The 23,885-nt window shown below is 52.3% G+C and carries 26 protein-coding genes; 3 read left to right on the top strand and 23 right to left on the bottom strand.

Annotated features, from left to right (window positions below; translation table 11 throughout):
* Nucleotides 1-3: 3 nt before the first annotated feature.
* On the bottom strand, nt 4-771 hold the full coding sequence (locus ACH3PB_RS11530; RefSeq protein ID WP_416394966.1) for a substrate-binding periplasmic protein: 768 nt from the start codon (nt 769-771) through the stop codon (nt 4-6).
* Between the two features lie 114 nt (nt 772-885).
* A complete protein-coding gene (locus tag ACH3PB_RS11535; protein ID WP_416394968.1) occupies nt 886-1,302 on the bottom strand; it encodes a hypothetical protein in 417 nt (138 codons plus the stop codon).
* Between the two features lie 659 nt (nt 1,303-1,961).
* On the opposite strand from ACH3PB_RS11535, the gene ACH3PB_RS11540 reads away from it, so the two are divergent.
* Both ACH3PB_RS11540 and ACH3PB_RS11545 read left to right on the top strand, forming a co-directional pair.
* Nucleotides 1,962-2,225: a transposase gene (locus tag ACH3PB_RS11540; protein ID WP_416394969.1), complete on the top strand. Its 264-nt coding sequence runs from the start codon at nt 1,962-1,964 to the stop codon at nt 2,223-2,225.
* Nucleotides 2,226-2,275: 50 nt separating this feature from the next.
* Nucleotides 2,276-2,533: an IS3 family transposase gene (locus ACH3PB_RS11545; RefSeq protein WP_416394971.1), complete on the top strand. Its 258-nt coding sequence runs from the start codon at nt 2,276-2,278 to the stop codon at nt 2,531-2,533.
* Between the two features lie 63 nt (nt 2,534-2,596).
* Here ACH3PB_RS11545 and ACH3PB_RS11550 read toward each other — a convergent pair whose 3' ends face one another.
* From ACH3PB_RS11550 to ACH3PB_RS11630, 17 genes are all read right to left on the bottom strand, one after another.
* Complete coding sequence (locus tag ACH3PB_RS11550; RefSeq protein ID WP_416394973.1) at nt 2,597-3,085, bottom strand: hypothetical protein; 489 nt, start codon at nt 3,083-3,085, stop codon at nt 2,597-2,599.
* 224 nt (nt 3,086-3,309) lie between these two features.
* Nucleotides 3,310-3,678 (bottom strand): hypothetical protein, encoded by a 369-nt coding sequence (locus tag ACH3PB_RS11555; protein ID WP_416394975.1) that lies wholly within the window; start codon nt 3,676-3,678, stop codon nt 3,310-3,312.
* Nucleotides 3,679-3,683: 5 nt separating this feature from the next.
* On the bottom strand, nt 3,684-4,157 hold the full coding sequence (locus tag ACH3PB_RS11560) for a hypothetical protein (RefSeq protein ID WP_416394976.1): 474 nt from the start codon (nt 4,155-4,157) through the stop codon (nt 3,684-3,686).
* 2 nt (nt 4,158-4,159) lie between these two features.
* Nucleotides 4,160-7,240 carry a polymorphic toxin-type HINT domain-containing protein gene (locus ACH3PB_RS11565; RefSeq protein ID WP_416394978.1) on the bottom strand — a complete coding sequence of 1,027 codons (3,081 nt, stop codon included), beginning with the start codon at nt 7,238-7,240 and terminating at the stop codon, nt 4,160-4,162.
* 66 nt (nt 7,241-7,306) lie between these two features.
* Nucleotides 7,307-7,819: a tetratricopeptide repeat protein gene (locus ACH3PB_RS11570; RefSeq protein WP_416394980.1), complete on the bottom strand. Its 513-nt coding sequence runs from the start codon at nt 7,817-7,819 to the stop codon at nt 7,307-7,309.
* Nucleotides 7,810-8,133: a DUF192 domain-containing protein gene (locus tag ACH3PB_RS11575; protein WP_416394982.1), complete on the bottom strand. Its 324-nt coding sequence runs from the start codon at nt 8,131-8,133 to the stop codon at nt 7,810-7,812. Before ACH3PB_RS11575 ends, ACH3PB_RS11570 begins: the two co-directional genes overlap by 10 nt.
* Nucleotides 8,123-8,770, bottom strand: a complete 648-nt coding sequence (locus tag ACH3PB_RS11580; protein ID WP_416394984.1) for a hypothetical protein — start codon at nt 8,768-8,770, stop codon at nt 8,123-8,125. The genes ACH3PB_RS11575 and ACH3PB_RS11580 overlap by 11 nt, the downstream gene beginning before the upstream one ends.
* Before the next feature lie 13 nt (nt 8,771-8,783).
* A complete protein-coding gene (locus tag ACH3PB_RS11585) occupies nt 8,784-9,713 on the bottom strand; it encodes a type II secretion system F family protein (RefSeq protein ID WP_416394986.1) in 930 nt (309 codons plus the stop codon).
* A 30-nt stretch (nt 9,714-9,743) separates the two neighbouring features.
* Nucleotides 9,744-10,595, bottom strand: coding sequence for a type II secretion system F family protein (locus ACH3PB_RS11590; protein ID WP_416394988.1), 852 nt, complete (start codon nt 10,593-10,595; stop codon nt 9,744-9,746).
* Nucleotides 10,595-12,439, bottom strand: coding sequence for an ATPase, T2SS/T4P/T4SS family (locus ACH3PB_RS11595; RefSeq protein WP_416394990.1), 1,845 nt, complete (start codon nt 12,437-12,439; stop codon nt 10,595-10,597). The genes ACH3PB_RS11590 and ACH3PB_RS11595 overlap by 1 nt, the downstream gene beginning before the upstream one ends.
* A complete protein-coding gene (locus tag ACH3PB_RS11600; protein WP_416394992.1) occupies nt 12,439-13,569 on the bottom strand; it encodes a type II and III secretion system protein family protein in 1,131 nt (376 codons plus the stop codon). The genes ACH3PB_RS11595 and ACH3PB_RS11600 overlap by 1 nt, the downstream gene beginning before the upstream one ends.
* Nucleotides 13,570-13,659: 90 nt before the next feature.
* Nucleotides 13,660-14,496 (bottom strand): Flp pilus assembly protein CpaB, encoded by an 837-nt coding sequence (cpaB, locus tag ACH3PB_RS11605; RefSeq protein WP_416394994.1) that lies wholly within the window; start codon nt 14,494-14,496, stop codon nt 13,660-13,662.
* Nucleotides 14,497-14,532: 36 nt separating this feature from the next.
* Complete coding sequence (locus ACH3PB_RS11610) at nt 14,533-14,712, bottom strand: hypothetical protein (RefSeq protein ID WP_416394995.1); 180 nt, start codon at nt 14,710-14,712, stop codon at nt 14,533-14,535.
* On the bottom strand, nt 14,713-15,261 hold the full coding sequence (locus ACH3PB_RS11615; protein WP_416394997.1) for a hypothetical protein: 549 nt from the start codon (nt 15,259-15,261) through the stop codon (nt 14,713-14,715).
* A gap of 143 nt (nt 15,262-15,404) precedes the next feature.
* On the bottom strand, nt 15,405-16,271 hold the full coding sequence (locus ACH3PB_RS11620; protein WP_416394999.1) for a hypothetical protein: 867 nt from the start codon (nt 16,269-16,271) through the stop codon (nt 15,405-15,407).
* Entirely contained in the window at nt 16,268-17,731 is a 1,464-nt protein-coding gene (locus tag ACH3PB_RS11625; protein ID WP_416395000.1) for a hypothetical protein, read from the bottom strand. Before ACH3PB_RS11625 ends, ACH3PB_RS11620 begins: the two co-directional genes overlap by 4 nt.
* 84 nt (nt 17,732-17,815) lie before the next feature.
* Nucleotides 17,816-18,145, bottom strand: a complete 330-nt coding sequence (locus tag ACH3PB_RS11630; protein WP_416395002.1) for a Flp family type IVb pilin — start codon at nt 18,143-18,145, stop codon at nt 17,816-17,818.
* A gap of 261 nt (nt 18,146-18,406) precedes the next feature.
* Between ACH3PB_RS11630 and ACH3PB_RS11635 the strand changes: the two genes are divergently transcribed.
* Nucleotides 18,407-19,156: a hypothetical protein gene (locus ACH3PB_RS11635; RefSeq protein WP_416395004.1), complete on the top strand. Its 750-nt coding sequence runs from the start codon at nt 18,407-18,409 to the stop codon at nt 19,154-19,156.
* A 251-nt stretch (nt 19,157-19,407) separates the two neighbouring features.
* Here ACH3PB_RS11635 and ACH3PB_RS11640 read toward each other — a convergent pair whose 3' ends face one another.
* From ACH3PB_RS11640 to ACH3PB_RS11655, 4 genes are all read right to left on the bottom strand, one after another.
* The gene (locus ACH3PB_RS11640) at nt 19,408-20,586 is read right to left on the bottom strand and encodes a hypothetical protein (RefSeq protein WP_416395006.1); all 1,179 of its coding nucleotides are present in this window, start codon (nt 20,584-20,586) and stop codon (nt 19,408-19,410) included.
* A 123-nt stretch (nt 20,587-20,709) separates the two neighbouring features.
* On the bottom strand, nt 20,710-21,885 hold the full coding sequence (locus ACH3PB_RS11645) for a hypothetical protein (protein ID WP_416395008.1): 1,176 nt from the start codon (nt 21,883-21,885) through the stop codon (nt 20,710-20,712).
* Between the two features lie 188 nt (nt 21,886-22,073).
* On the bottom strand, nt 22,074-23,387 hold the full coding sequence (locus ACH3PB_RS11650) for an AmpG family muropeptide MFS transporter (protein WP_416395009.1): 1,314 nt from the start codon (nt 23,385-23,387) through the stop codon (nt 22,074-22,076).
* A 2-nt stretch (nt 23,388-23,389) separates the two neighbouring features.
* Complete coding sequence (locus tag ACH3PB_RS11655) at nt 23,390-23,875, bottom strand: YajQ family cyclic di-GMP-binding protein (RefSeq protein ID WP_416395011.1); 486 nt, start codon at nt 23,873-23,875, stop codon at nt 23,390-23,392.
* Nucleotides 23,876-23,885 lie beyond the last annotated feature (10 nt).

The following is a 23,885-nucleotide window of genomic DNA, read 5'->3' on the forward strand; positions in this document are numbered from 1 at the left end:
GTTCTATTTCATGTAAGCATCATAGATTTCCTGAATCACGCCCCCCTCCCTCAGTTCCTTGAGCGCCAGTCTGGCCCGTTCCACCACTTCTGGTGATACGTCCAGACTGAACGCCATGTAGAGCGGATTCGAAATTTCGTCCAGCTCCAGTACCTTCTCTACGTCATCGAGCTGAAAGCCCTCTGCTCTCAGGATGTAAGGCAGGTTGGTCTCGCTGACCGGCAGAAGATCGATTCGGCCAGCAAACAGTTTGCGTATATTCAGGTCTGCCGTCCTCACAAGCTCAATATTCCAATCCTCCTTGAAGCCTGCCGCCTTTAGGTAAAGCTGCTTGATGTCCTGGTACTCGCCACCAACCTTATAGTGCTTCGCCTGCTCGATGTCGTTGATGTCGATATCCACTCTGCTCTTGAGCTTGTAGAGGTTGACCTGATATGGGGCCAATGGGCCAACCCATTGGAATTGCGATTCGCGCTGCGGTGACCTGGCTATTGAATAGATCAGGATATGCTTGCCCGCCTTTGCAAGCGTGAAAGCTCTGGCCCAGGGATAGATCTTGAACTCATCCGTCTGGATATTAGCCTTTGCAAGTACCGCCGTGACGATTTCGGTCGAGAGGCCGGTGAGTTTGTTATCGCTCAAAAACGAATACGGCGGGAAGTCGGTTGTCAGCACTGTGATCTGATCATCAGAAGGATCAGCAGGCGCCACACCGGCGGCGATCGCAGTCGAGTATATCAGTGCAATGAGCACTATCAGGAACCGCTTCATTGTAAGGATCCAACTGGACGAGGCTGCCACCACTTATGTTAAACCAGTTTACACTCAACTAATTGAAGCCGCCTCATTAACTCGCGGTTACCACACCTTACTCCGGCAGCCACTTCACTCTGGCAGCTTCATAAGCTTCACCTTGTTGGCCTCGCCGAAGTCCAGTTCGATTGCCGAACAGTCGGCATTCACAGTGCCTTCCATCATGTCGCCTTTTTTCGACTCGGGGTCAGCGTTCATGACAATGCGATCACCCTCGACAGTGTACGGACCTGTCCCCTTGTGAGTGCCAAAGAACATCATCTCGAAGGTCTTTGCCTCAGGGTTCAGGGACAACCTGGGCAACAGGTCCTCCGCATCCGCCTGTTGGCCATTGGCGATCATCTTGTCAAGCGTCGGCTGCATGGCGGCGGGATAGGCGTTCGGTGAGCGGAAGTTGCCTTTGCATTCTACGGCGTTGGCGAGGGGCGAGAGTGCAAGTATGATTAGCAAAGAGGCTGTAGCGAAGGTTCGATAGTTTATTGGCTTCATGGGAGGACCTCGGCATTAGTCGGCTGGGCAGTTGGATAAGTAGGCCGCTGCAGTTCTTCAAAGGGGGATGGCATCCTATCAAAGTCTCTGGTCCCTCGCACATTTGCTAAAATAAATAGGTTAGAATTAGATGGAGTACTGGTTATGTCTCTGCTACCTGAATCTGCTCGTGATCACAGATCAATCAGATTAGTTTTAGTACACTCAACTGGTGTTGAAGGATATCAGCATGGCTGCGCCGCATGGAATGTCTAGTAGCCGCGACACCTGCCGTAAGTGGTGCGACATCCCGGAGAGCACGGGAAACTGTCGTTGCGGTTAAGCCATTTGACGTGCACCCTGAGCGTAATTAAAGCAAACCGGCGCGTGATCAATCGCGACCCTGGAGGATTGAGGCGACAATCCTTTTCCAGCAGGAATCGATGTCCAACTGCGAGACCAACCCCGCTTAAGTAAAAGATAGATTGGTTCCTTGTAGTGCTGATAAGTATTGTTATAACCCAACAGCGTTGTTTCTACAAATCGTCAATATGCTGAATTCTCAGTATTTTTCCCCGTTCAACTCGCCACTAGAGGGAGTATTCTTGACCACCTCAACTCACTCCGGCGCAACGAGATCGAGAAGTTTCCGGTTAACCTAGCAATGAGGAGAACCTAGTGTGACGAAGCGGTACACCGAAGAACAGATCGTTAGAGCTTTAGAGGACTACGCATCTGGGACTGAATCCGGAACAATCTGCGAACAGCTGGGAATAAGTCGCGCCACACTTTACAGCTGGCGGCGCAAATATGCGCAACTAGGGGTAAAAGAAATATGGCGACTGCAGGAACTCGAGGCAGAGAACAGGAAGCTTAAAAAGATGCTGTCTGAACGGACAGTCGAACTTGAAGCGATGAAGGATGTTTGTGCAAAAAAGTGGTAACGCCCGCCAATCGAAGGCAGATCGCTGCTCACTTGATCGACGAGCATCATGTGAGCAAACGTTCAGCTTTCAGATTAGCGGGCATAAGCCGCACAGGATTTTACTATAAAGCAAAGGTCGAGAATAATGAGGCCTTGCTGAAGGCTCGGCTCAAGGCGCTGGCTACTCAGCGACCGGACTTTGGCTATGTTCGGCTGCATAATATTCTTAAGGCTGAAGGGCTGGTGACTAACAAGAAGCGCACGTATCGACTTTACATTGAGGAAGGTCTACAGGTCCATGCCAGGAGGCGGCAAGGATCGCGCTAGAGAACAGTCTAAGTCCAGAGTACGCCGCCTAAGAGATAAAAAAATAACAGCTACGGATCCTGCTTAGTATAGGTACCCAGAATTGGACCAACTTCGCCTAATAACATGCCGTAGATCTTGCAGCCGGCCAGATTGGGCGATGACGGCGATAAAAATAATTCCATTACCATCTCCACGGCGTGCCTTGGAAAGATCACCATGCCTGAAGGTGTCTTCTACACCCACAGCTGAGGGAAGTGTACCTGACCCAAGAAAGAACTGCATATCCGTTCCTTTCTCCTCACGGCTTTCCACGATAACGGAGTATCCACTCAAGGATCCGAAATCTGCTTTTTCTAGATTGTCCAGATTTACCGCAGAGCGATCAATTTTGTATTTTTCAGCCATCTCACGCAGAAATATGACCGCGCCCTCATCCACGCTAACCCCAAGACTTTGCATTTTCACATCCCAAAATGGAATAAAATGCATTTCCGCGAATGGCGTATAGTTGGCGGGACTGCTAACCACCACTACGGGATACTTGCCTTTTACATTCGGCTGAACATTCACCCTCCACCGTGGAGCGATGTCAACGGCAATACGAACACCAAACTCAGGAAGCGTATGATACTCCAGCGTGCGTAGTGCAGGCTCCCAGTCGCGAGGCCTGGCAGAGACAGAACCTGCTGTTATCAATCCTAGACAATAGACGCCGAGTATAATTATAACGCTAAACCTTGGGAATCTGATGAACTCAGTTATTGCGGCTAGCCACTTGATCAAGGAGTTGCTACTCATTTTGCAGGGACTTCATACTGGCCTTTGACAGCATTGAACAGTAACTCGTCTGCGTCAAGCTGCACCGACCATAGCGCATGCGGCAGCGCGAGCCGGAGAGCAGCAAGTGTGTCAGTCCAGTGTTCGAAAACACATATGTAATCATCAATATCTTCTTCAAATAGGTGATGTGGCAACTTCGTAGAACCTTCAATTTTTTTTAGCGAATTAATAGGATAAAATGAGATTCCTTCACCACCTTTTTTACAAGCCAGCTTTGCTAATTCATGCTGGTTAGCAACAGCTAAAATTTTGACTGCAAGATTCTTTGCATTAGCGGAAAGAGGATGCTCGAATTCTGCTTTGTAATAAAGGCTTGTGCTCATTACTTTTAATCCTTTATGTCTGCAATAGGCAATAAAACCTGCTGCATATCTTCCACCACCACAATCAATCTTCCGAAGACCTCTTCGAACTCTTGATAACATCGAAACCCGGGACGGGGTATAGGATCAAGTCCGAAACGCTTGGGGTAGAAATGGATCGAGCCGCCATAGACATTGCCATCTATGACAGGAGCTAACAGGAGATCGAGTCGCCCCAGATCAAGGCTCATTCTTAAATTCAGGTTTAATGCAGCGTTATATGAGCTGCCTGAGGCCCACAGCTGAAAAAAACGCTCGCGTTTGAAATATTTAGCCTCGTAACTAAGACGCTTGAGGATCTCGCCAACAATCTTTGGATCTTGTGGATGGAGCCGATCACTCATTTCAAACTGGTAATTGTCAGAAATGCTTTTATAGCGATTCAGAAAATCGATGCTCTCTAACGCCTTCAGAAATTTATGGTCTCCTTCGGTGTGCATACCTACTCCGGCTTGAAAATTAGTTCTATATTATACTCTCGCGCTATTTCACGGTAGCGCTCGATATTTGGCGACGACAAGTTGGAATCTGGCAGCTCTAGCACTTGCTTCCCAGTTAGCACCTTTCCATCGAGTTCATCTTTATATTTATCTGATCTTATAACCATGCCTGCTGGATATTTCACGTTGAGTTCTTTCAGGTAATTACGGAAGGAGGCTTCTGTAATATCATCTAAATCCGTAGCCTTACGCGAAACTATAAGACCCTTTTCTGGATCGTACGAATCTAGGCGTTTCCCGTTCGCCAAATGTATCTCATGAAATTGATACCAATCGCTGTCACGAGCCTTCTCATTAAATTTATTACCTCTAGCAATTGGCGAGTTCTTTTCGAAATAGTCCCTGCTTTTCCCATACTCGGTGGGATCTTTCGGCTCAGTCCCCTGCTTTCGTTTACGTGCAATATATTTGTCGTAATCAGCAATAGAATAGCCCGCTTTGCCAATGAGTGAAATTGCCTCTTCCCGGGTGAGGCCACCGGGATAGAAGCCGGAGAAATCTACGGGGCAATCGTTTAGGCTAGAAGCTCCCCCCGCATTGTGAACCCATACCTTGTCATGACCTGCAAAATAGCTTGGCGTCTCATGGACGCTAAAATTGAACACCTTCACAGGTGCGGCGACGAATTCCTTCTTAACTATCAGCAGGTCGTCAGCTGTCGTCGCTACTGGCGCATACTCTTGGAACTCTCTAGCCTCTACCCAACCGGAGCCCTGCTGCCATAGAGGGTGTTCGGCAGTTACTTTAAGCGTGGCGCCGGTCTCAAGTGTCAGGAGCCAATAGCCTTCAGCTTTTCTATTAAAAGTTTCTGCGATGGCTTGGGGCTTATCAACGAAATCATGATCTGAGCGAGACCAAACAATATCTCCAACTTTCAAATTCTCTATCGGTCGCAGACCGTCAGGCGTAGCTATTAGCGTACCCGCCGTGAAGCTTGCCTGCGCAGAGGTTTTACAACGAAGGCCAGTATTATCGTCGAGGCCATCCCCGTCCGAGTCACGGCCTGCCTTCAAAGGGCCTACCGGAGGACTAGGAACGTCTGATCCGTTCCCATTAGGAACCTTGAATTCCGGAAGGTTGATTGCGTTCCGTAACTTGTTGACCGCTACAAGACCTTTAGCCCCCAAGCCTCCTGGAACCAGATACATGGGATCCACGTGATACGTAATTGCTCGAATCGTATCGCCAGGACCGCACTTGAAAGGAGCTATTAAGCTTTCAAGGCCAGCCATGCCAGAGGCTATGATCTCTTCCCGCGCCTGCCATAGATCAGAAACTTTCTGCATTGACGTTGCGAGGTTGCCAATCTGCTGGGCCAAAAGGTTGCTCGGGTGGTGGTCAATCACGACGAATTTCAACGTGTCGATTAGATAGCCCCAGGGGTCTTCAGTAGCCTCAGTAACCTCCTGATTAAACTTCCCTACGGCCTGGTCCCAAAGTTTAGTTATATCTGTCCACTGATCTACAAATCCCTCCTTCGCTGCCTCCAATAGCTCCCACGCCAAGTCGATCTGCTCGTCCTTAGTACCATTTTCGACTATTTCCTTTGCTTGGTCCCAGTCTGTAACATGTTTGCAAACGGAGCGATCAAAGGTGTCTATCGGTGGAGGCGTGCCAATGGGAATAGTTCCTGGCGGAACAATGTTGTCACCTGGGTGCGAAGGCGGCGTATCGACACATTGCTGCGGCCCTCCGTCGGAGGGGCTCGGCGGCGGCTGCAAAATACCCGGAATGCTACTTTGACCTGAAGTGGCCTCTAGAGGTGCGTCGGCGCTCATTAGCATCATTGGCATCGGGGTAGAAGCTACCTTGGCAGGTTTCTTTGCACCTGACCCTCCTTGTCCCCCGCTATTGCCTGTGCCTGAGGCTGCCTTATCTGCACCCGAAGTGGGGCCGAACAGCTGCTTGAGAACTGGATCTTGCAGACCAACTGCCGCCGGCGCAAAAGCAGCAGGCTGGGCATCGAAACTGAGGCTGGCCGGTGCAACAGAGGCTTCCGGCTCAATAGCTTCACAGACGCCTGGATCGGCGCCATTGCCACCATCGCCTGGAATCTGACCGCCACCGGTATCCCCGCCGTCATCGTCAGGATCTATACTCGGGCCATCGCCAGGGTTATAGCCGGCATTACCGCCGTCGTCGTCAGGGTTATCAATGCCGCCCGGCAACGGGCCGTAGCCATCGCCATCCCCAATACCGCCGTCACCGCCACCATCGAGAACGTTGTTGGCCGATACGTTCGCTGCCGTCAGGAAGGGATTCGAGTGCATACGGACCAAAGCGGAAGCCTTGATTGGCAGGCGCACTGGGTCGGCTTTATAGAAATTCGCGTTGGCAGGATCGGCCACCTGCATAACAGCGCCAATGAGCGGCGCAATGATGGGAACGCTGAGCTTGTAGCCGTAGGTCACTTCTATTTTGAGGAGGTTCGCATCCTGAATATTGACCTTGGAGCGACTACCAACCTCGGTCCCGCGCCGTTTCAGGTGATGGTTCGGAATCTGTTTTTGACCGTCAATCTCTGAGCCAAAATCCTGAAAAGCCTCTTGAGTCGGGTTGAGAACACGCAGTTGGGTACCTGAACCGATGCGCTGGCCGGGAAGCGCGGGCGTATTGATGTCGACGAGCGCTTTTGCATAGGCCTGCGTGAAGCTTGTATGGTCCTGGGTTGGGCCATACAGGCTTGCCATCCGCCTAGCGAGCTCTTCCTGCATGGGTGCTGGCACGCCATGCTGAACAGCGCCGATTCTGGCGGCTTCAAATGTAGCCTGATTGAGGATGGTTTTTGCGTTGTAGACGAGCGCAGCCTGTGTGCCACCAAGCACCAGAGGCAGAAGGGCAAGACAGGCGACCCAGAACTCGATAACGCCTGCACCCCGACTTCCAAAATGTCTGCCGAAGCCAGACTGAAGCCGTTGCCGCTGATGGCGATTGAGCCGGATGTGGTTAGGAGAAGCTGACTTTCGGGCAGCCAGAGACCTGGCTGCGCTGGTGCCGCGTGTGACATCCCTGTTTGACTGCATTGTACTGCGTCCTGTGCTGCGTACTGCTCATACGGCCTTTCTGGCCGGTGCGAATTCTAACTGTTCTTATTGTGCTGAGAGCGCTGGTATATCTGCCATAGCCTGATCGAGGACCTTGTCGAGCAGGCCGAGTCTCACAGCCAACTGTTTGGTCGCAGGATCCCCAGGCTGAAGCCTGTCGTGGAGATAAACCAAGGCTTCTCTCGCTTCAAGCAGGTGGGCGGTTGCGAGGTTATTCCATGCCTTGGCAAAACCCTGATCGCGATTGATGGCCTCTGTATAGGCTTCGCGCGCTTCGCTCATCCGTGTTTGATACATCAAAACGTTGCCTAGACGAAACCAGAGATAGGCTTGGCCGGCATCAAGTTTAGTCGCCTCGCGATACAAGCCTTCGGCCTTGACCCAGTCTCGGCGATAGTAGGCTTCATCAGCTTTGACGGTGAGATCGAGTACGGCCTGTCCCTGTGCATATGCAGCCAACTCGGCTTCATCAGCCTCTGACTTGGAGGACAATTGGGAACAACCGCTGAGCAAGCTCATCACGATGATCAAAAGAGATATGCTTTGCTTTACATACATTTCAAAACTTCCTCTGGCTGCATTCCAACTCGCCAGCCCAATTCACCGACCTTACCTGCATTCAACTCCACCACCGAGCGGGCGCCGAAACAGAGACTCATACGCCAGGGCTTAAGCTGCTCACAGATTTTCACAATGCGCCGCTCTTTATCGAGATAAACCACATCGATAGCGAAGCGCATGAAAAACGTATGAACGCTGCTGCAGGGCGTAAACATGAGTGCCTCGCCTTCAGGCAGTGATGCCTTGCCCATGAGGCCACGGAGCCTACCGAAAAAGGTATCCGCTTCTCGAATGATCAAGCTAGACGCCATCGGTTTCACCTTCAGCGCCAGTAGCCGGATCGGCTTCACCTTCGGTATCAGTACCTGCTCCTGGATCTTCCGTTCCAGTCACGGGATCTATGGGCTCCTCAGTCGCATCCGGCGGCGGCTCAGCGGTAACCGATACTGACGTCGCCGCGCCACCGGGCGTGCCTGCTACGAATATATTGCCTTTGAACGTACATGAGAGGTTTACGCGCGCGATGAGGTTAATTTCGCCGGTGTATCGCCCTGTCCGCGTGTCGTAGGCTGGCATCCCTGGGCCTAGCACGAGTTCTGAAGGATCAGCGACGCCATTACCATTGGCGTCGCTATAGACTTGAATGACATGGAAGCCGGTATAGCTATTACCAGTCAGGTCCGCGGTCACCCGCAAATCGATACCGCCCAACGGAGCACCTTCTTCATTCACCACCCGAGCGGTTAGATAGGTGTCGTTATAGTGGCCAGGGTTAATGAGGCAGTTACCGTCCGCGTCATAACTTCCCTGCACTTCCCAATCTATGCTGGCCGGATCAAGGCTTACGCCGCTCCCAACCCGCACCTGCTGTTGAGCGTCATCGTTGTTGCATCCCACGAGTGCAATACTAATCAACGCGCCGATAGACAAGCCTTTCCATGGTTGCATACAACTTCTCCTGCTAAACATTAGTTGCTGGCCAATACAGCGCCCATTCGAGCGGCCCCTGTAAAGCACCGGGCAAGACGTTGGCCAAAATGGCCTTGGTAATGATGACGAAACCGAGCACAGCAAAGGTGTTCGGAAAAATAAACAGAATCAGTGGCCCAAGCATTTTCACAGGCGCCTCCATGGCGAGCTTTTCGGCCCTGGTGAAACGCTCCGTCCGGCGCTGGTCTGATTGCGCACGCAGCACCGGGCCCAGGTTCGCGCCAGTCTTTTCGGCCTGAACGACTGAACTGACGAAACTGTAGATGGCTGGCATGTCTACACGTTCGGCCATACGCCGTAGAGAGTGGGCTCGAGGTTTACCTGCCCTCACATCGCGGAGCACCCGGTCAAACTCATATTTCAGAGGGCTGCGCGGTGCATGCTCACTTGCCTGAGAGAGGGCTACGGTAAAGCTTGCGCCTGACTCCACGGTAAGTGTTATGACGTCGAGGTAGAAAGGTAACGCTCGAAACAGCTGCTTTTCACGGGTTCGAATCGTTTCGCTCAACCATATATCGGGATAGAAAAAGCCGATGGCTGCCAGAGGCGTTATGAAAACCCAAGGCGAAAGCTCGAGCGTGTTGCCAAGTAACCAACCAAAGAGTCCTGCAATCAAAATCGCGGCGATTTTGCTAAAGAAGAAATGGTCGGGGCTGAGGATATACTCGACCCCCGCTTTTCTCAGACGCTTCAGCAAGCGCTGGCGGTAGCCGATTCCCAGCAGACCGCCAAAGTAGTACATCAGAACCCGAATCAACGGCCAGGTCAGTCGGTATCCGATTGGTGGACGATCAAGATACGCTCGCTCTTCTTCGGGCACCTCGGTAAAGGTCGCATAAGCCCAATAAAATGCCAGCAGAATGACCACGCCGAAAATTAGCGTTACCCAGTGAATACTCATCCCGCGCTCCTTGCGTAACCGTGCACTGGCTTATACATCAATCGTAATAATCTTGCGTATCATCAAGAGTCCGAGAATTTCCATCAGAATAATAATTCCGAGGAAAACCCATCCGAGCAGTCCTGTTGTCAGATACTGCATGGACTCAGGCTCCATAGACTGCAAAATCAGAATGATGGCGAAAGGCAGCATTCCGACGACCCAGCCTTGCATTCGACCCTGTGATGTAAGCGCATCTATTTTCGCCTCCATCGTGATCTTCTGGCGCAACGTGTCCGACAGGCGGCCGTACACCTCCGCGAGATTGCCTCCAAGATCCTTCGCAATCAGCGTGGCAGAAGCCATTATCAGCAGGTTTTCTGACGGCACGCGTTTAGTCAGTTTCTGCATCGCCAGATCGGTGCCGATACCCAGGCGAAGCTCTTGCAGGAACAACGTAAACTCCTGCTGAATTGGTCCTCGGGTTTCCTGAACCATATGTTCAAGAGAACCGATAAACGTAGCACCCGCGCGCATGGAACCCGCCATTTGCGCAAGGGCGTCCGGGAGTGACATTTCGAAAGTCTGGAGACGCTTTTTTCGCATTCGCAAGTAAAGCAGACGAGGCAAAACGATCAGCATTACAACGCTCAAGCCGACATAAAAATATGAGTCGGAATAGAGGTAGACAATGAGCGGCACCAGGCACAACGCCAGCAGGTTCAGAAAGAAGAGCTTGTCCGCATCCCAGAATATGTACATGTTTCCGAGTTCGGTGTTCGCCTTCTGGGTAAAGCTGCCCTGGTAGACCCTATAGGCCTGAGTCGTGATCAAATACCCGCTCACCAGCAACCCGAGAATAATGGCGAAGTAAACCAGCATGTTCGACGACAGCGCGTCCATCAGACGGCTCCCCAAGGTGTTCGCGAACTCTTGCCAATACTGCCGCTCTGCCCCGCAGCTTTCGCAGCCTCCTGCTCAGCTAACTGATCCGCTGTGAGGAAAATCGATCGATCGACCTCGACGCCAATCTCAGCTAGATGCTCATAGAAGGTTGGAATCACCCCGGTCGGGGCAAAATGGCCCATCACACGACCGTCTTTCCCGATGCCTCGCTGGCGAAAGACGAAGAGATCGTGCATCTGGATGGTTCCGCTTTCCATCCCCGTAATTTCAGACACAGCGGTGATCTTTCGTGATCCGCATGGATATCGCGTCTGTTGAACAATGATTTGCACTGCTGAAGCGATCTGCTCGCGAATAGCCAGTATCGGCAGATCCATGCCCGACATCATCACCATCACTTCCAGTCTCGAAAGCGCATCTCGTGAGCTGTTCGCGTGGGCCGTGGTCAAGGAGCCATCATGGCCTGTATTCATCGCCTGAAGCATGTCCAACGCTTCCCCACCGCGACACTCACCCACGACAATTCGGTCGGGCCGCATACGGAGTGCGTTCCTAACGAGGTCACGAATGGCTATCTTGCCTCGACCCTCTGCGTTCTCGGGACGAGATTCCAATGCTACCCGGTTGGGCATAGTTAGCCGTAACTCTGCAGCGTCCTCAACGGTCACCACCCTATCCGTATGCGGAATCTCGTTGGACAGCACGTTCAACAAGGTGGTCTTACCAGTACCTGTTCCGCCAGACACCACGATATTGCGCTTCTGATGCACACAGAGCTTCAGAAAATTGACCATTTTTTCGTCGACGGAACCATAGTTGATCAAGTCACTGAATTGCAGTTTCTTCTTGGGGAATTTCCGTATGGTGATAGAGGGCCCCATGATCGCTACTGGCGGGATGATGGCATTCACTCGCGAGCCATCAGGCAAGCGCGCATCAACCATGGGACTACTTTCATCAATTCTCCGACCGATTTTGGTGATGATTCGATCGATAGTGGACAAAACAGCAGCGTCGCCGGAGAAGACCTGTTTGCTCAGAAGGAGACGCCCGTCGCGCTCAACATAGATCTGCTTGGCGTGATTGACCATGATCTCAGTGACACTGTCATCGTCAATCAGGTCTTCCAGTGGGCCCAAACCCACGGCCTCATCGAGCACAGACTTTTTAATCAACGCTGCAGGCAGCGTGTCCGGAATCTCGTTCTTGCACTGCTCGAGAATGACATCCAGAATCCGGCCGGTTTCGGCGCGCACCTCAGCATCAGCCATCGTGTGCAGATTCTTCCGCCGCAAGTCCATTTCTTCTATGAGCTGCTCATGGACCCGATTCTGCCACTCACTCAGCAGGTCAACGTCAAGTTGAGATTGGACGACTAGCGCCTTATCTGCGCTTACGCCTTCATGCTGACCAGACGCCTCGCCGCGTACCTCGTCGTTCCCTTCGGTTTCGGCTTCAAACGTTACTGATGCTGTTTTCGAGGCAGATCTATCGCCGCTTATTTCTTCCGGCTGCAGTGTCTTGGCAAGCTCAAGCGTGAAACTCAGGTCACCGATTCGAAACTGGTCTTTGGTCTGCACAGGGCCATGAGATACGATTCTTTCATCATTGAACCAGCAACCCGCCATACTGCCCAGATCATCGAGAAAAAGAGCCCCGTTGATCAGCCTGAGCTGGCAATGACGTTTACTGAGGGAACGCTCTTCTATAGACAGGTCGTTGCCGCGGCCACGTCCGATTCGAAATGGGAAACGCGCCACTTCCGCAGTCTTCCGCGATCCATCTGAATGCTGATAATGCAGCCAGGCGACCGGCTGCTTCTTACGCAGGCCGAGTACCATTAGTCCATCACTCCTTCATCGATAAGCTTCAGCAGATCGGCACGTTTGATCGCCCACCCCTTTTGGTGGCCAGCCTCACGCGTCGAAAGCTGAGGTGCTTTGATTGAAGGCGTTACGAATATCACGAGCTCACTTTTATTATCCCGATAGCTGGAGGACTTGAAGAGCTCGCCAAGAATAGGAATGTCGCCCAGCCAAGGAATTTTGTCAGCGTCTTCGCTGACTTCACTGCTCAACAAGCCCGAAATCACCATCGTCTCTCCTGAACGCATGTTGATGTCGGTCTCCGTGCTTCGTGTAATGAAACCGGGGGCGTTCCCCACGCTGACACTCTGGTCTATCTGACTGATTTCCGTCTGCATGGATGCGGTAATCAGGCCCTCTGGGCTGACCAAAGGCTTGATATTCAGCTTTACACCATACTGCTTGAACTCAACACTCGTCGCACCGTTGGCGTTCGTGACCGGGAACGGCACTTCTCCGCCTGCAAGAAAGCTTGCAGTGCCACCATTGCGAGTAGTCAGCCGTGGCTCAGCCAAGGTTTTCGCGTTACCGGTTGCTGCGATCAGATTAATCCGCGAACCCAGCTGAGCGCTCATTCCAAAGAACGCATGCATTCCCGAGAGATTGGTCGGCAATCCGTTGATACTGCCGAGATTGCTACTGTTAAGAATTGGCGTATTGGCGCCATCTGCAGCAAGCGCAAACACTGGCCCGCTCACCGAGTCATCCCAATTGATGCCAATCTGTTTGAGCGCTGACTTTCTGAATTCCATGATCTGAACATTGAATTCGACCATCGTCTCGAGACGGACCCGTGTTTCCGGGTCCTGCTCCGTCACTCGAATGTTGTAGTTCTTTTGTTCGCCAGCATCCGTCCAAAGTCGAAGCGAGGTAGACCCAGGCTGCTCGCCTATGATCAGCAGCTGCTCCTCTTTTTCAAGCAACTCAACCTTGATCTTATCTCCACTTCCGATTGCCACCCTACTCGGAATGGCGGTATCTAGAATGATGATCTCACCTACAAACAAGTCCATGTTTTCAACAGTTGCTGCAGTAGAAACAGTCCCTGTCCATGGCAGAATAGCGACCACCAGAGTGGTCATAACAACCTTAGAAAAACTTCCCATGACATCCATTCCTGACTACTACTCAATGTCAGACCACAAGCTGAGAGCCTGTTGGCCCAACGCTTGCGAACTCCCTGAAATCCGTTTGAATTAAAGCTTGGTACTGCCCACGCTACCCCCAACGATAAGCTCGATACCGGGGCGGGGATTACTGACACGGCTTGAGCGTGTTGGAACAGGATCCTTGAACAGGTCTGCTGCTGTCGTTCCACGATTGGCTACTGGGAGACCATCTTTGGGATGCCGAAGCGTGGCAGTAATTTTGCCAACTGTTTGAGCATGGATGATTCTCTCAGCATCTTCCGGCGTAACGAGAAGCGTCACAGTACTTACCTGGCGGGACGCCCCGCCATTGGAGGTCGAATCCACTTCGACACGAGTACCTGAGGCAAGGACGAGGACGTTTTGCAATAAGGGTCGGCTTTTTTCCGTTCGCCAGTGCTTATAAGTCAGTATCAAGTCTATTCGATCATCTGGCTCAAGGAAGCCTGAAAAGGAGCTGATGGTGTCGACAGGAATAGTAACTGCGCGTTGTCCGTCGGCTACGCGACCTGAGAACGTGGGCACATTATGGCCCTCAAGCTGCGCCCACAGCAGCGGCTTGCCGCCATCCGCGTCGAACTCCAACACACGACCCAGGGCGCCCTTGTAATCCGCCGCTGTAATTGCACCACTTTGTACCCATTCAGTAGGTACATCGCGAGTGGCCAGGAACTGCTGCTCAAGCCGCTGCCCTCGCGCCAGATGAGTAGTGGGCACGACAACGGTGGTCAACTTCCCGTCATACAAGGCCTGCAGATGCTGCGTTTTTTCAGCTACTTTTGTTTCGATATGCTGGTTGGCCAGCCACGTGCCACCTGCTGCAAGCGCTATCGCTGCCAGTAGTGCTGCTGCTGTGGTTATACGTTTGGAACTGCTTCCTGCCATATTCGTATCTCCTTTTAAAATTCAAATTCAACGTGCTCAAGGCATCGAGGCAACAAATGAGGCCGCACTGTAGTGGTCTCGGATTGCGGTCATCATCAGGCTGACCGCAGAATCTTCCCCGTTCAGTGGGACGAAGAGGGCCAACACCAGAATGAGCGTCCCGACCAACCACTCGGCCGTCACCTGGCCCCGTTGTGAAAACAGACTCGCTTGCATTTAAAACGCCTCAGCTATATTCACTGTGATAGTTGTACTTCCAGCTTGGCGCCGCGATAAAGCCACCTGACCAGCTCTGTTCTCTTTGTTGATATGCAGCATGTAGTCATGTGCCTCGAGCGCTTCAGGATCCGTCGTAATCATCTTGATCTGCCAGCCATTCGAAGGCAGATGTAGCTTGTAAAAATCCAGCACGGTTTGGAGTGAACTTTCATCACTGAAGACAGTTACTTCGCTGGAGACACCATCATCGTTGCTTCGGAGAATGGAGAGCTGTTCGGCGCGCGGTGGCCGAATGAAGTCACTGATATCGCCTTTACCCACTGTTCTGGTATCCATCACGCTCAGCGTAAATTCAGCGCGAGCAGCCTGAGATGGGCGCACCTGCAAGGTAATAAAATAAGGATGATCTGAGTACGCGAGGGTTTTCCAGTCGCTTACCTCCCCTGGGACGAGCGGCCGCTCGTCTGCAGTCCAGGCTTGTTGGAAATCGCTCAGCACCCGTTCAACGGTATACTCCGAACGACCGTACCAAGCTGATATCTGCATACCATCCTGCAGCATGTCCTTCCCTACCTGAGTAAGTTCGTACTGCGGGGGAACTTCAGGGGAGTACTTAATTTCGTTGAGAGCCAGTGCAGGCATCGCGATTAGGAAAGCGACAAAAAGTCCTAGTTTCGTGAGAGTATGTTTCACTGTAGTCGATCCTCTTCCTTGTACTGCCCCAGACGGTCCTCTGGAACCACATCAGCGGCCACGAAGCCTGGGGCGTCTTCTAGTTTGCCTAGCTCAGCGACTGGATCGAAGTCTGTAAAGGCACTGCTAGCTTCTTGAAATTTCGCGATAAACTCTCCGACTGGCGCAAGTAGCTTCATTGGCACAAGGTTGTCAGTGTGATTTCGCACATTTTGAGGGTTTGCAGCTGACCACGTGTCAGCAAAAATGGCACTGGTGCGACTAGCACACATAAAAACAGAGGTGCTTGCCGTCTCGCACCCTGCGGCAGCGCCGTTCTCGCCAAGAAAGGCATCTTTTCGCACGTCAACATTGAACGTCGCTTTGTAAAGAGTGTCCGTTTCGAGTTCAAGCACTCCAGCTACACTCGTCTGCAGCAGATCCGCTAGTTCGCCGAAACCTTGTTGTATTGTTCCACTGGCGGGGTGATCAGGGGTGCTTTTAACTTGCATCGCCGTTTGGCTCCCGCTTTCGGAGTTCGCAACGTATCGAAACGGTTTGTCATCAGCCGAACCATGGGCGCGCCACAGTGGCTTTTGATAGCCTGCATCAGTCAAGAGAGGATCGCCGGTGCGAATGAGAACGCCGTCTGCAGTCATTGCCCGGTTCATGGCTTCTTTATCCAGATCGAGTACGCTTTTGCCAGTGTTAGGAACTACAGCCATTTCCCACGCCTGATACCGCGCGCCCTGAACTATGGATGTATTGGTATCGGCCAGTTTCCCAATCGTCGATACACCCAGAAAGAGGGGAACAAGAACTACCATGCCAACAGCAAATTCCGGGAGAGATTGCCCGCTCTGCCTTACCCAAAGATTTTTCACTGTGCTGCCGCTCCATTGGGAATTGCTGCTAAGCCCCGAGTAGCCCAAGCCAGCTCGCGGTGTTCTGAAGAATCTTTTAGCCGTACATCCCAATATGGATTGAAGAGATTGGCGAACTCTTCCTTCGAGTCTTGCGCCCCGAATTTTCCAGCTTGCCGCTCAACCGGTCTTCTGAAAAATATTTCAGCCGCTGCAACCGCTGCGACGCCCCGGTCGCCACCTATCTCTGACTCGGAATAGCCGTCATCCATGCCGAAAACCTTGAGGCCGAGACCGTTACGGCTTTTACTCTCCGGCGCCTGGTCTGAGCCTATATCCGTATTGGACGTGTTTCTTACTTCATCGGACGGTAGGACGATTTCAATTGCTACTATAAGACGTGGGTCACGACCTTCTTGCTCTGTGGTATCGAGCTCAGCGACGTCCCTGTAAGTTCGCACTCCCTGATACGTGGCTATCAACTCTTCGCTTTCCTCAATAGCGTCATCTTCACCTTCTTTATTTCGGCTCCACCGGCTTCCCCAGTTCTGCTTAATTTGCTCTCCACTATCAAGCGTAGTTTGATGCCAACCAATTGGCGCAACCTCTCTCGGGCTGCGCGGCCAGCCCCACTCATCAAAATATCCAACGTGGTAAGACATCGTGTCTCTCGAACGCCACTGCCAGCGGAACTTATTCTCCACTTCGGGATCGGCTTCCATATACAGTCGGGTCTCCCCGTGCTTAACAACTTGCTCTTTCAAAACGTAGGCAACAGTGGACATATAAAGTGGGACCCTCCATTTCCAGCTCCTATTATCGGAGAATTGATCTTGGGAATTTTCGATGACGGTCTTTTTGCGCGTCATCCCCTCCAGATCTTTATAGGAGATAGTAAAGTTCCTCCAGTCGTCCTGATTCTGCTCCATCCACAAAATACCAAGATCAGTCACCTCGAATCGTTCATCATTCTCTCGAACAACTGCGGTCATGATTGAAGAGGCACCAACTCGTCCTGCAGTATGCAGCGCATCTTGGGTGTCTTGCAGCGCCCCGATTACGCGATCAGTCACTATGGTTGCTGGAATAACAAAGAGCTCAGTCGCCGTTGCAGCTGCAGTGGTAGCCGCCAGAAGAGGCGTAGAAATGATTTTCAGTGGTATAAGAACGTCAGCGAGGTCGTCGAAGTTTTCTGCTGTTCGATCCACGTACTGTACCCAGTTTTGAATGGAGACCAGCTGGGCTATGGCCACTTGATTGGCGACCATTCCCTTGTTCATATAAGCCTCGCCATTCAGCATGCGGGCTTGCCAAACCGCGCCACTATATACGGCCGCATCTGCCGCTGATGAGGTCCTCATCCGCTCAACTCCGCCCATGGCATTATTGAAAACCAGAAGCGTTGCGAACGATATAATTGCGGCAAATCCCACTATCAGCGGCATTGCCTGTCCGCGCTGCAAGGAAAGATTTTTTAGCACGAGGTCATCCTGATTCGTGAAATTCCATTTGTCGCAAGGTCAGGAGAATCTGGCTCTCCTGACCTTGAAACTAAATCTTAATTCTTATTCGCCGCCTCCAGTGCTCTGAATACCAGCATTGCCTGCAGCATTATAATTACTGAGGTTTGCATCCTTGTTTTCTTCTGCGAGCGTCACAGCCGAGGTACCCGCTGCTGTGGCTGCCGCTGTAGCCGCGGCACCTTCTGTTCCGCCCATTTCAGACGCCATCGAAGCCACCTGATTTCGGACGGCAGAGCCGAAGAGACCATACACACCAATTGCCGCAACAGCGATAAGCGCGACGATAATGATGTACTCAGTCATACCCTGTCCGAGAATTTTCTTTGGCAGGTTTGGTTTTTTAATTGCATTGGTGGGCGATGAATGCGCCATGGGAAGTGCTCCTTGTGATTTCATTTCACTGATAGATAGAAGCCTCGCTTCCTGCGAGTGCTCGGCATCCTGCCGTACAACTACATCCATTGAGTTCGGTCTCGAACCGAGAGGCGATTCTATACATTTCGTAACAGACCGCAACGCAAGATTACATCTTAGTCGGGTGCACGGGCGTGACCTGTTGCCCATTCCTTCGCGCGTAGGCCAGATTATCTATGCAGTTGGTCTGAACCGTGACCTCCAGCACAGGAGTGGAAGTTGACCGATACCTTGTGGCACGGCTATCTGTCATACTTGAGTTCTTTACACTCTCCCCCGACAACGAAAGGAATCGTTGAATTGCGCAGTTGTTTCGCTCTGGCCACTTTAGCCTCCTTTGCCAGTATAGCTACCGCAGAAGAGCTGCCTAATGATGACTTAATGCTCCGTGCGACGGTCAGCTACTACGATGCCGCCAACAACCTCCAAGATAAGTTCAATATTGTCAGTAGTGACTCGGCTATAAAAATAGAGCCGCTCAATGCGCACGGCGCTACTGCGACGACGATAAGGGACTATGGGGCTGGTATCGCCTATTTGATACCGTCATCTGCTCGTCGCTACGCGGTGGCTGATCTCGTTCCCGCGTCAGAGGTTCGTCCAGTTCTGGATTTCAGTTCTGATGTTGGATATAAGACGGCGCAATATCAAGGAGGTCTCCTGGCAAAACAGGTTTGCTGGGGAGCAGGGACCCGAATCGAGGTTAAACCGGCCTGGTTTTCGACAAGAAAACATGTATGGCACGAGTGCCGGGATTCTAGCGATATGCTGCTTGCAAGGGAGTACTATTCTAACCAGCTTGGGATAGTGATCAAAGTTGAATTTCCCAATGGTAGCTACGCCATAGCTGACCCCGTAGAGCATGAAACTTTCAAGCTGGAGATGTTCCAGCCGCCTCAGGACTTCCAGGAAGTCCCGATAGAAGTTCTTTTGCAATCTTCCAGTTTATCTTTGGAGCAAATTAGATGACCCCTTATCTCATCGCCTATCTGTTCGGGCGGTTCGTCGGCTCATGGACCATTGTGTTCGTAACATGTTTACTCATTAGTCGCATTAAATTCAAAAAGGCTTGGAAACAGAGCGTTAGCTGGAAAGGATGGCTCGCGACGTTGGCAATTTTTGTGACTTTCATCCTACTGAGGCTAGCGGAGACGCCATTGCCCCCGACAAGCTGAAGAATAAGCAGCGCATAGCGCCTGCGCTGCTTATTCGTTCGAAAATTACAGAGCGATCTGAAGCAGATTGAACTGCGACCACGCGATCCACCGCTCATCCTCAAAGACACCGTCGGCACCACGATCTAATCTTAACCTGACGTTATTCAACGGGGCGCTGCCGGGCACAATGCCACCATTGGGGTCAAAGACTTCCAACGAAATCACAGTTCCTGTCTCTAACGTGATAATAAAGCTGCCACTACGCGCGACTTTCAGCACCTTATCATCCTCAGAGCTCGACTCAACCTCGTCAATTACTAGAGGAGACGTCGTCTGAATCTTCCACGGGCGTGCAGTTGAAGCCGCCGTATCAGGATTAGTTATTTTTTTGTCAATATAAAACTGGGATACTGTTCGCTCAAGTCCATTTACTTCGGTGAAGCCAATTTCTGCGGCAAGTATTCCGGCCGTATCCTGAGGATCGATCCAGCGGGCATCTTCAGTAATTTGAACCTGCGGTGTCGCGTAGGCGGCGCCGACAGGGAAGAAAGTTGGACCGATACTCTGTTCGAATAGATGACTATTTACTCCGGTAAGCACGTAACTCACATCACTAGCTGTCAGCGATGATTCAGTGTGATACACCAGACGATCCACTTGGCCATTTTCCTCAAAGGAGGCTTCCGAGACGTCTACATAGCTACGGTAAACAGCGGCAAACGCGAAAGGCTCACCCTCGGCAGGCCTCGCAGGATAATCAGTGAAATCTAGACGCTCCTCACCGTTTTTGGTAAGCCCATCCGAACTGCAGCCACTGTACTGCACTTGCAAAAAGTCTCCTGAAAACACTTGCCGTTCGTCGTTCTGCCTCGCGCTAGTTTTAGAAGTATTTTGTACTTTTTCCCCTTTGCCATCGGCACAAGTAGTAACTCGGGTCGGCGCTGATGCAAGTTCGAAGGTGCTCGCCGTATCAGCCAACGTGAATGCTGCGTCACCTATCAGGAAGCCAGCATCGGTGTAGATGCCGACAGCGGTGATGGCATAAATATCTGTCCGCTCTTCAAGGGGCACTGTGTCATCGCCAGCATTTGATGCACCGCCACCTGAAGCCCCTGGGGCCGTGTCGGGGTCTGGTGCGACTGGTGCTGTGGCGGAACCCGATCCCCCTGATCCGCCGCCACAGGCGCTTATCGAGATGCAAAGCGCGAAGAGCGAAATGCGTTTAAGTCGTAGTTTGATCATAGCAACGTCCTTGCTGGTTCGGAAAAATAGAGGGTATTGCAATGACTGAGCTTCCCTACCTTTGGTTAGGGATTGGCTGAACTCTGCTTCAGCACTATCAATACCCTCCTACTGGTCTAATCGTTATCGAAGAAGCGGAACATAAGCAAACTCGAAATCGACCCATTTCATAGTCCGTTCATCCTCGAGATTGCCGTCATTCTCCGCATCAAAAGTAACGCGGACGTTTTCGGCTGCCTGTCCTGCCCTATCCGCTTCAACCGGCCTTAAGACCGATACCGTTACGAGTGCTCCACTATCGAACTGCACCGTAAAGGCGCCGTGAGTGGCTATTACGTATGACTCGCCTCCGTCTTCCGCGTCAGGTGTAAACACACCGGTCAGGAGCCGGACTGGCGAAGTGGACGAAACAATGTATGCAGCTTTTGGGTCAATTTTGCTGATAGCGTCAGCACGAAACTGTACTTCCCGAACCTCACTGTTTTCGTCGAGCTCCATGAGTGCATACTCATAGGAAAGTGCGTTGTATTTCACGGTAGGCGTTTCATATGTCCCGGACTTAGCTGATGGACCGCTGAAAGACGTAAGCTGTGCCGGGTCAATGCTTTCAAGCAAGCTGCTGCTGAAACCCGGGGCCGATCGGTCAGAAAATGCCGCATTATTAACGCCCAAGAAATCAACGTCGTTCCCGTCTTTCTCAAAGGAACCATCAACCGTTTCTACACTAGCGATATAACGCCCATCCTCTTCCGCCGCTTCACTGAAGGTGTAATCCTGATCGAATCCATACTTCGAGAATGTTGTCTCACCATCCTCGCTAACGGAGCGAACCACCAGGTGCTCCTGACCGTTTCTTATGCCTGAAGCGTCCTTACAGTCGTTATACTTAGTAGTGGTAGTGTCACCCTCGTGTATTTCTGTTTCCTCGAACGGGGTCCTGACAATATCTCGGATCTTTTCCCCTCCTCTTGAGCATGGGACGACCTCAGTGGCGCTAGTGGCAAACTGTAATGGCGCGGCTGCGACTGTCGAATAGGTGCCAAGTGCGAGACCGCCATTCGCCCAAACGTCTCGATAATAAAGAGACGCAATGGCCAGATAATTTTCACTGTTCAGTGCTACTGAGCCTGCCACAGGTGCTGGCTGCTCTGGACTTCCATTACCTCCAGCACCACCGCTTACTGGCGGCGCTGGCGTTTCGCTTGGATCACCTTTCGAACCACCGCCACCGCCGCCACAAGCAGCAAGCAGAAGACAAGTCGATAGAACTGAAACGCGCGGAAGAGAGGTTGCAAACATGAGGACATCCTTGTTCGATGAAAAAATTAAGTAAGTGATTCCAGGAAGGGCGGGGGAAGAACGCTGATTCTGAATCTGCGCGCATGCGAGGTCAGCAAATCTGGCGTCCGATGCCATACCATTCAATTGTTTAGGACTGCCGCATCATACGGGATAGTGGTGACGTTTTGTACTTCAGATTTCGTGGCTTAGGTCTCGTTGGCGACATTTCGTACACCGTCCTGCGCACGCTGCGTCCACAACCAATAAAAACTCAAGCCAATCGCCGGCACACCCAGCGCGGCAGCCAGCAGAAAGAAGTTCCCAAAACCCCAGCTATCCACCATCAGCCCGGAGTAGCCACTGAAGAACTTCCCCGGCAGCGTCATGATCGAGCTGAACAGCGCGTACTGCGTTGCGGTGTACTCACTACTGGTGAGGCTGGATAGAAAGGCGATGAAGGCCACAATAGCGAGCCCACCGCTGAGGTTGTCCGCACTGATCACAATGCCGAGAGACAGCAGATCCGGCGGTACGGTACTGAGCCAGGAGAACAGCAGATTGGTGCCGGACACACAAATAGCGCCGATGCAGAGTATCGGCGCGACACCGTAACGAGTAACCAGCAGGCCGCCGAGAAACGAGCCCAGGATGGTCATGCCAAAGCCGAAGACCTTGGTCACGTTGGCGATGTCGGTCTTGCTGAAGCCAAGCTGCAGATAGAAGGGGTTCGCCATTGCGCCCATGATGATGTCGCTGATGCGATAGCAGCCGACCAAGGCCAGTATCAGCAGCGCCTGGTAGCGGTAGCGGCGGAGAAAGTCGGCGAAGGGGTCGACGACGGTGTGCGTGAGCCAGGCAACAGCCCCACTGCCAGGCGCCAAGGTCGTGCTCGGCCGGTGCACAGTGGCCTGATCGGCAATTAAGGTCACACCCAGCAACAGGAAAGCCAGCGCCGCCATGGACTGATAGGCGATCTGCCAGGAGAAGAACTCGGCGATATACAAGGCCCCTGCCCCACCAATCAGCAAGGCGACGCGATAACCGAACACATACGCCGCAGACATCGCTGCCTGCATATTGTCTTCAGCCAGCTCGATACGATAGGCATCGATGGCGATATCCTGCGTGGCCGACGAGAAGGCAACTACCACGGCGAAGAAGGCGAGCAACTCGAACTCGGTGGCCGGGTTCAAGACGCTCATCGCCAGCAAACCGCCGCCGATACCCAACTGCGCCAGCATGATGAAGCTGCGCCTCGGCCCCACCCAGCGATGCAGGACGGGAATGCGAATCCGGTCGACCAGCGGCGCCCAGATAATCTTGATCGAATAGGTAATCCCGACCCAGCTGATAAAACCAATGGTGGTGTTGGTCAGACCAGCTTCAGTGAGCCAGGCCGTTAGTGTGGAAAACACCAGCAGAAACGGCAGGCCCGCGGAGACGCCCAGCGCAAAGAGCACGAGCACCGGCTTGCTGGCATAGACCGACAGCGCCGCCCACCAGGACTGCTCTTGAGGCATGTTCAATCGCGGAAGTTTGTGAAGGTCAATGGTACCGGAATCTCATCATTACCGCGTAGCAGCGCCATTGCTTCCTGCAGATCGTCACGCTTCTTGCCGGTTACCCGCACCTGCTCGCCCTGGATAGACGCCTGCACCTTCAGCTTGGCATCCTTGATGACCTTGATGATCTTCTTCGCGGTCGGTTGATCGATGCCCTGCTTCAACGGATAGCTTCGGGTCATCTTGCGACCGGTCCGATTGGTGGTCGACTCGCCGAGGCTTCGGACATCGAGCTTGCGCTTGGTGAGCGCCGTGACGAGGATGGAAAACATCTGGTCGACGTGGAAACTTTCCTCGGCGGTAAGATCCACGCTATTCTCGGTCAATTCGAACGTTGCATCGATGCCTTTGAAATCAAAGCGTCTTTCGAGTTCCTTGTTGGCCTGGTCGACCGCATTGGTCATTTCGTGTCGATCGAAGGTGCTTTCAATATCAAAACTCGGCACAGCTATTGTC

The organism is Allohahella sp. A8 (assembly GCF_047946665.1).
In the GTDB taxonomy this organism is placed as follows: Bacteria; Pseudomonadota; Gammaproteobacteria; order Pseudomonadales; family Oleiphilaceae; genus Allohahella.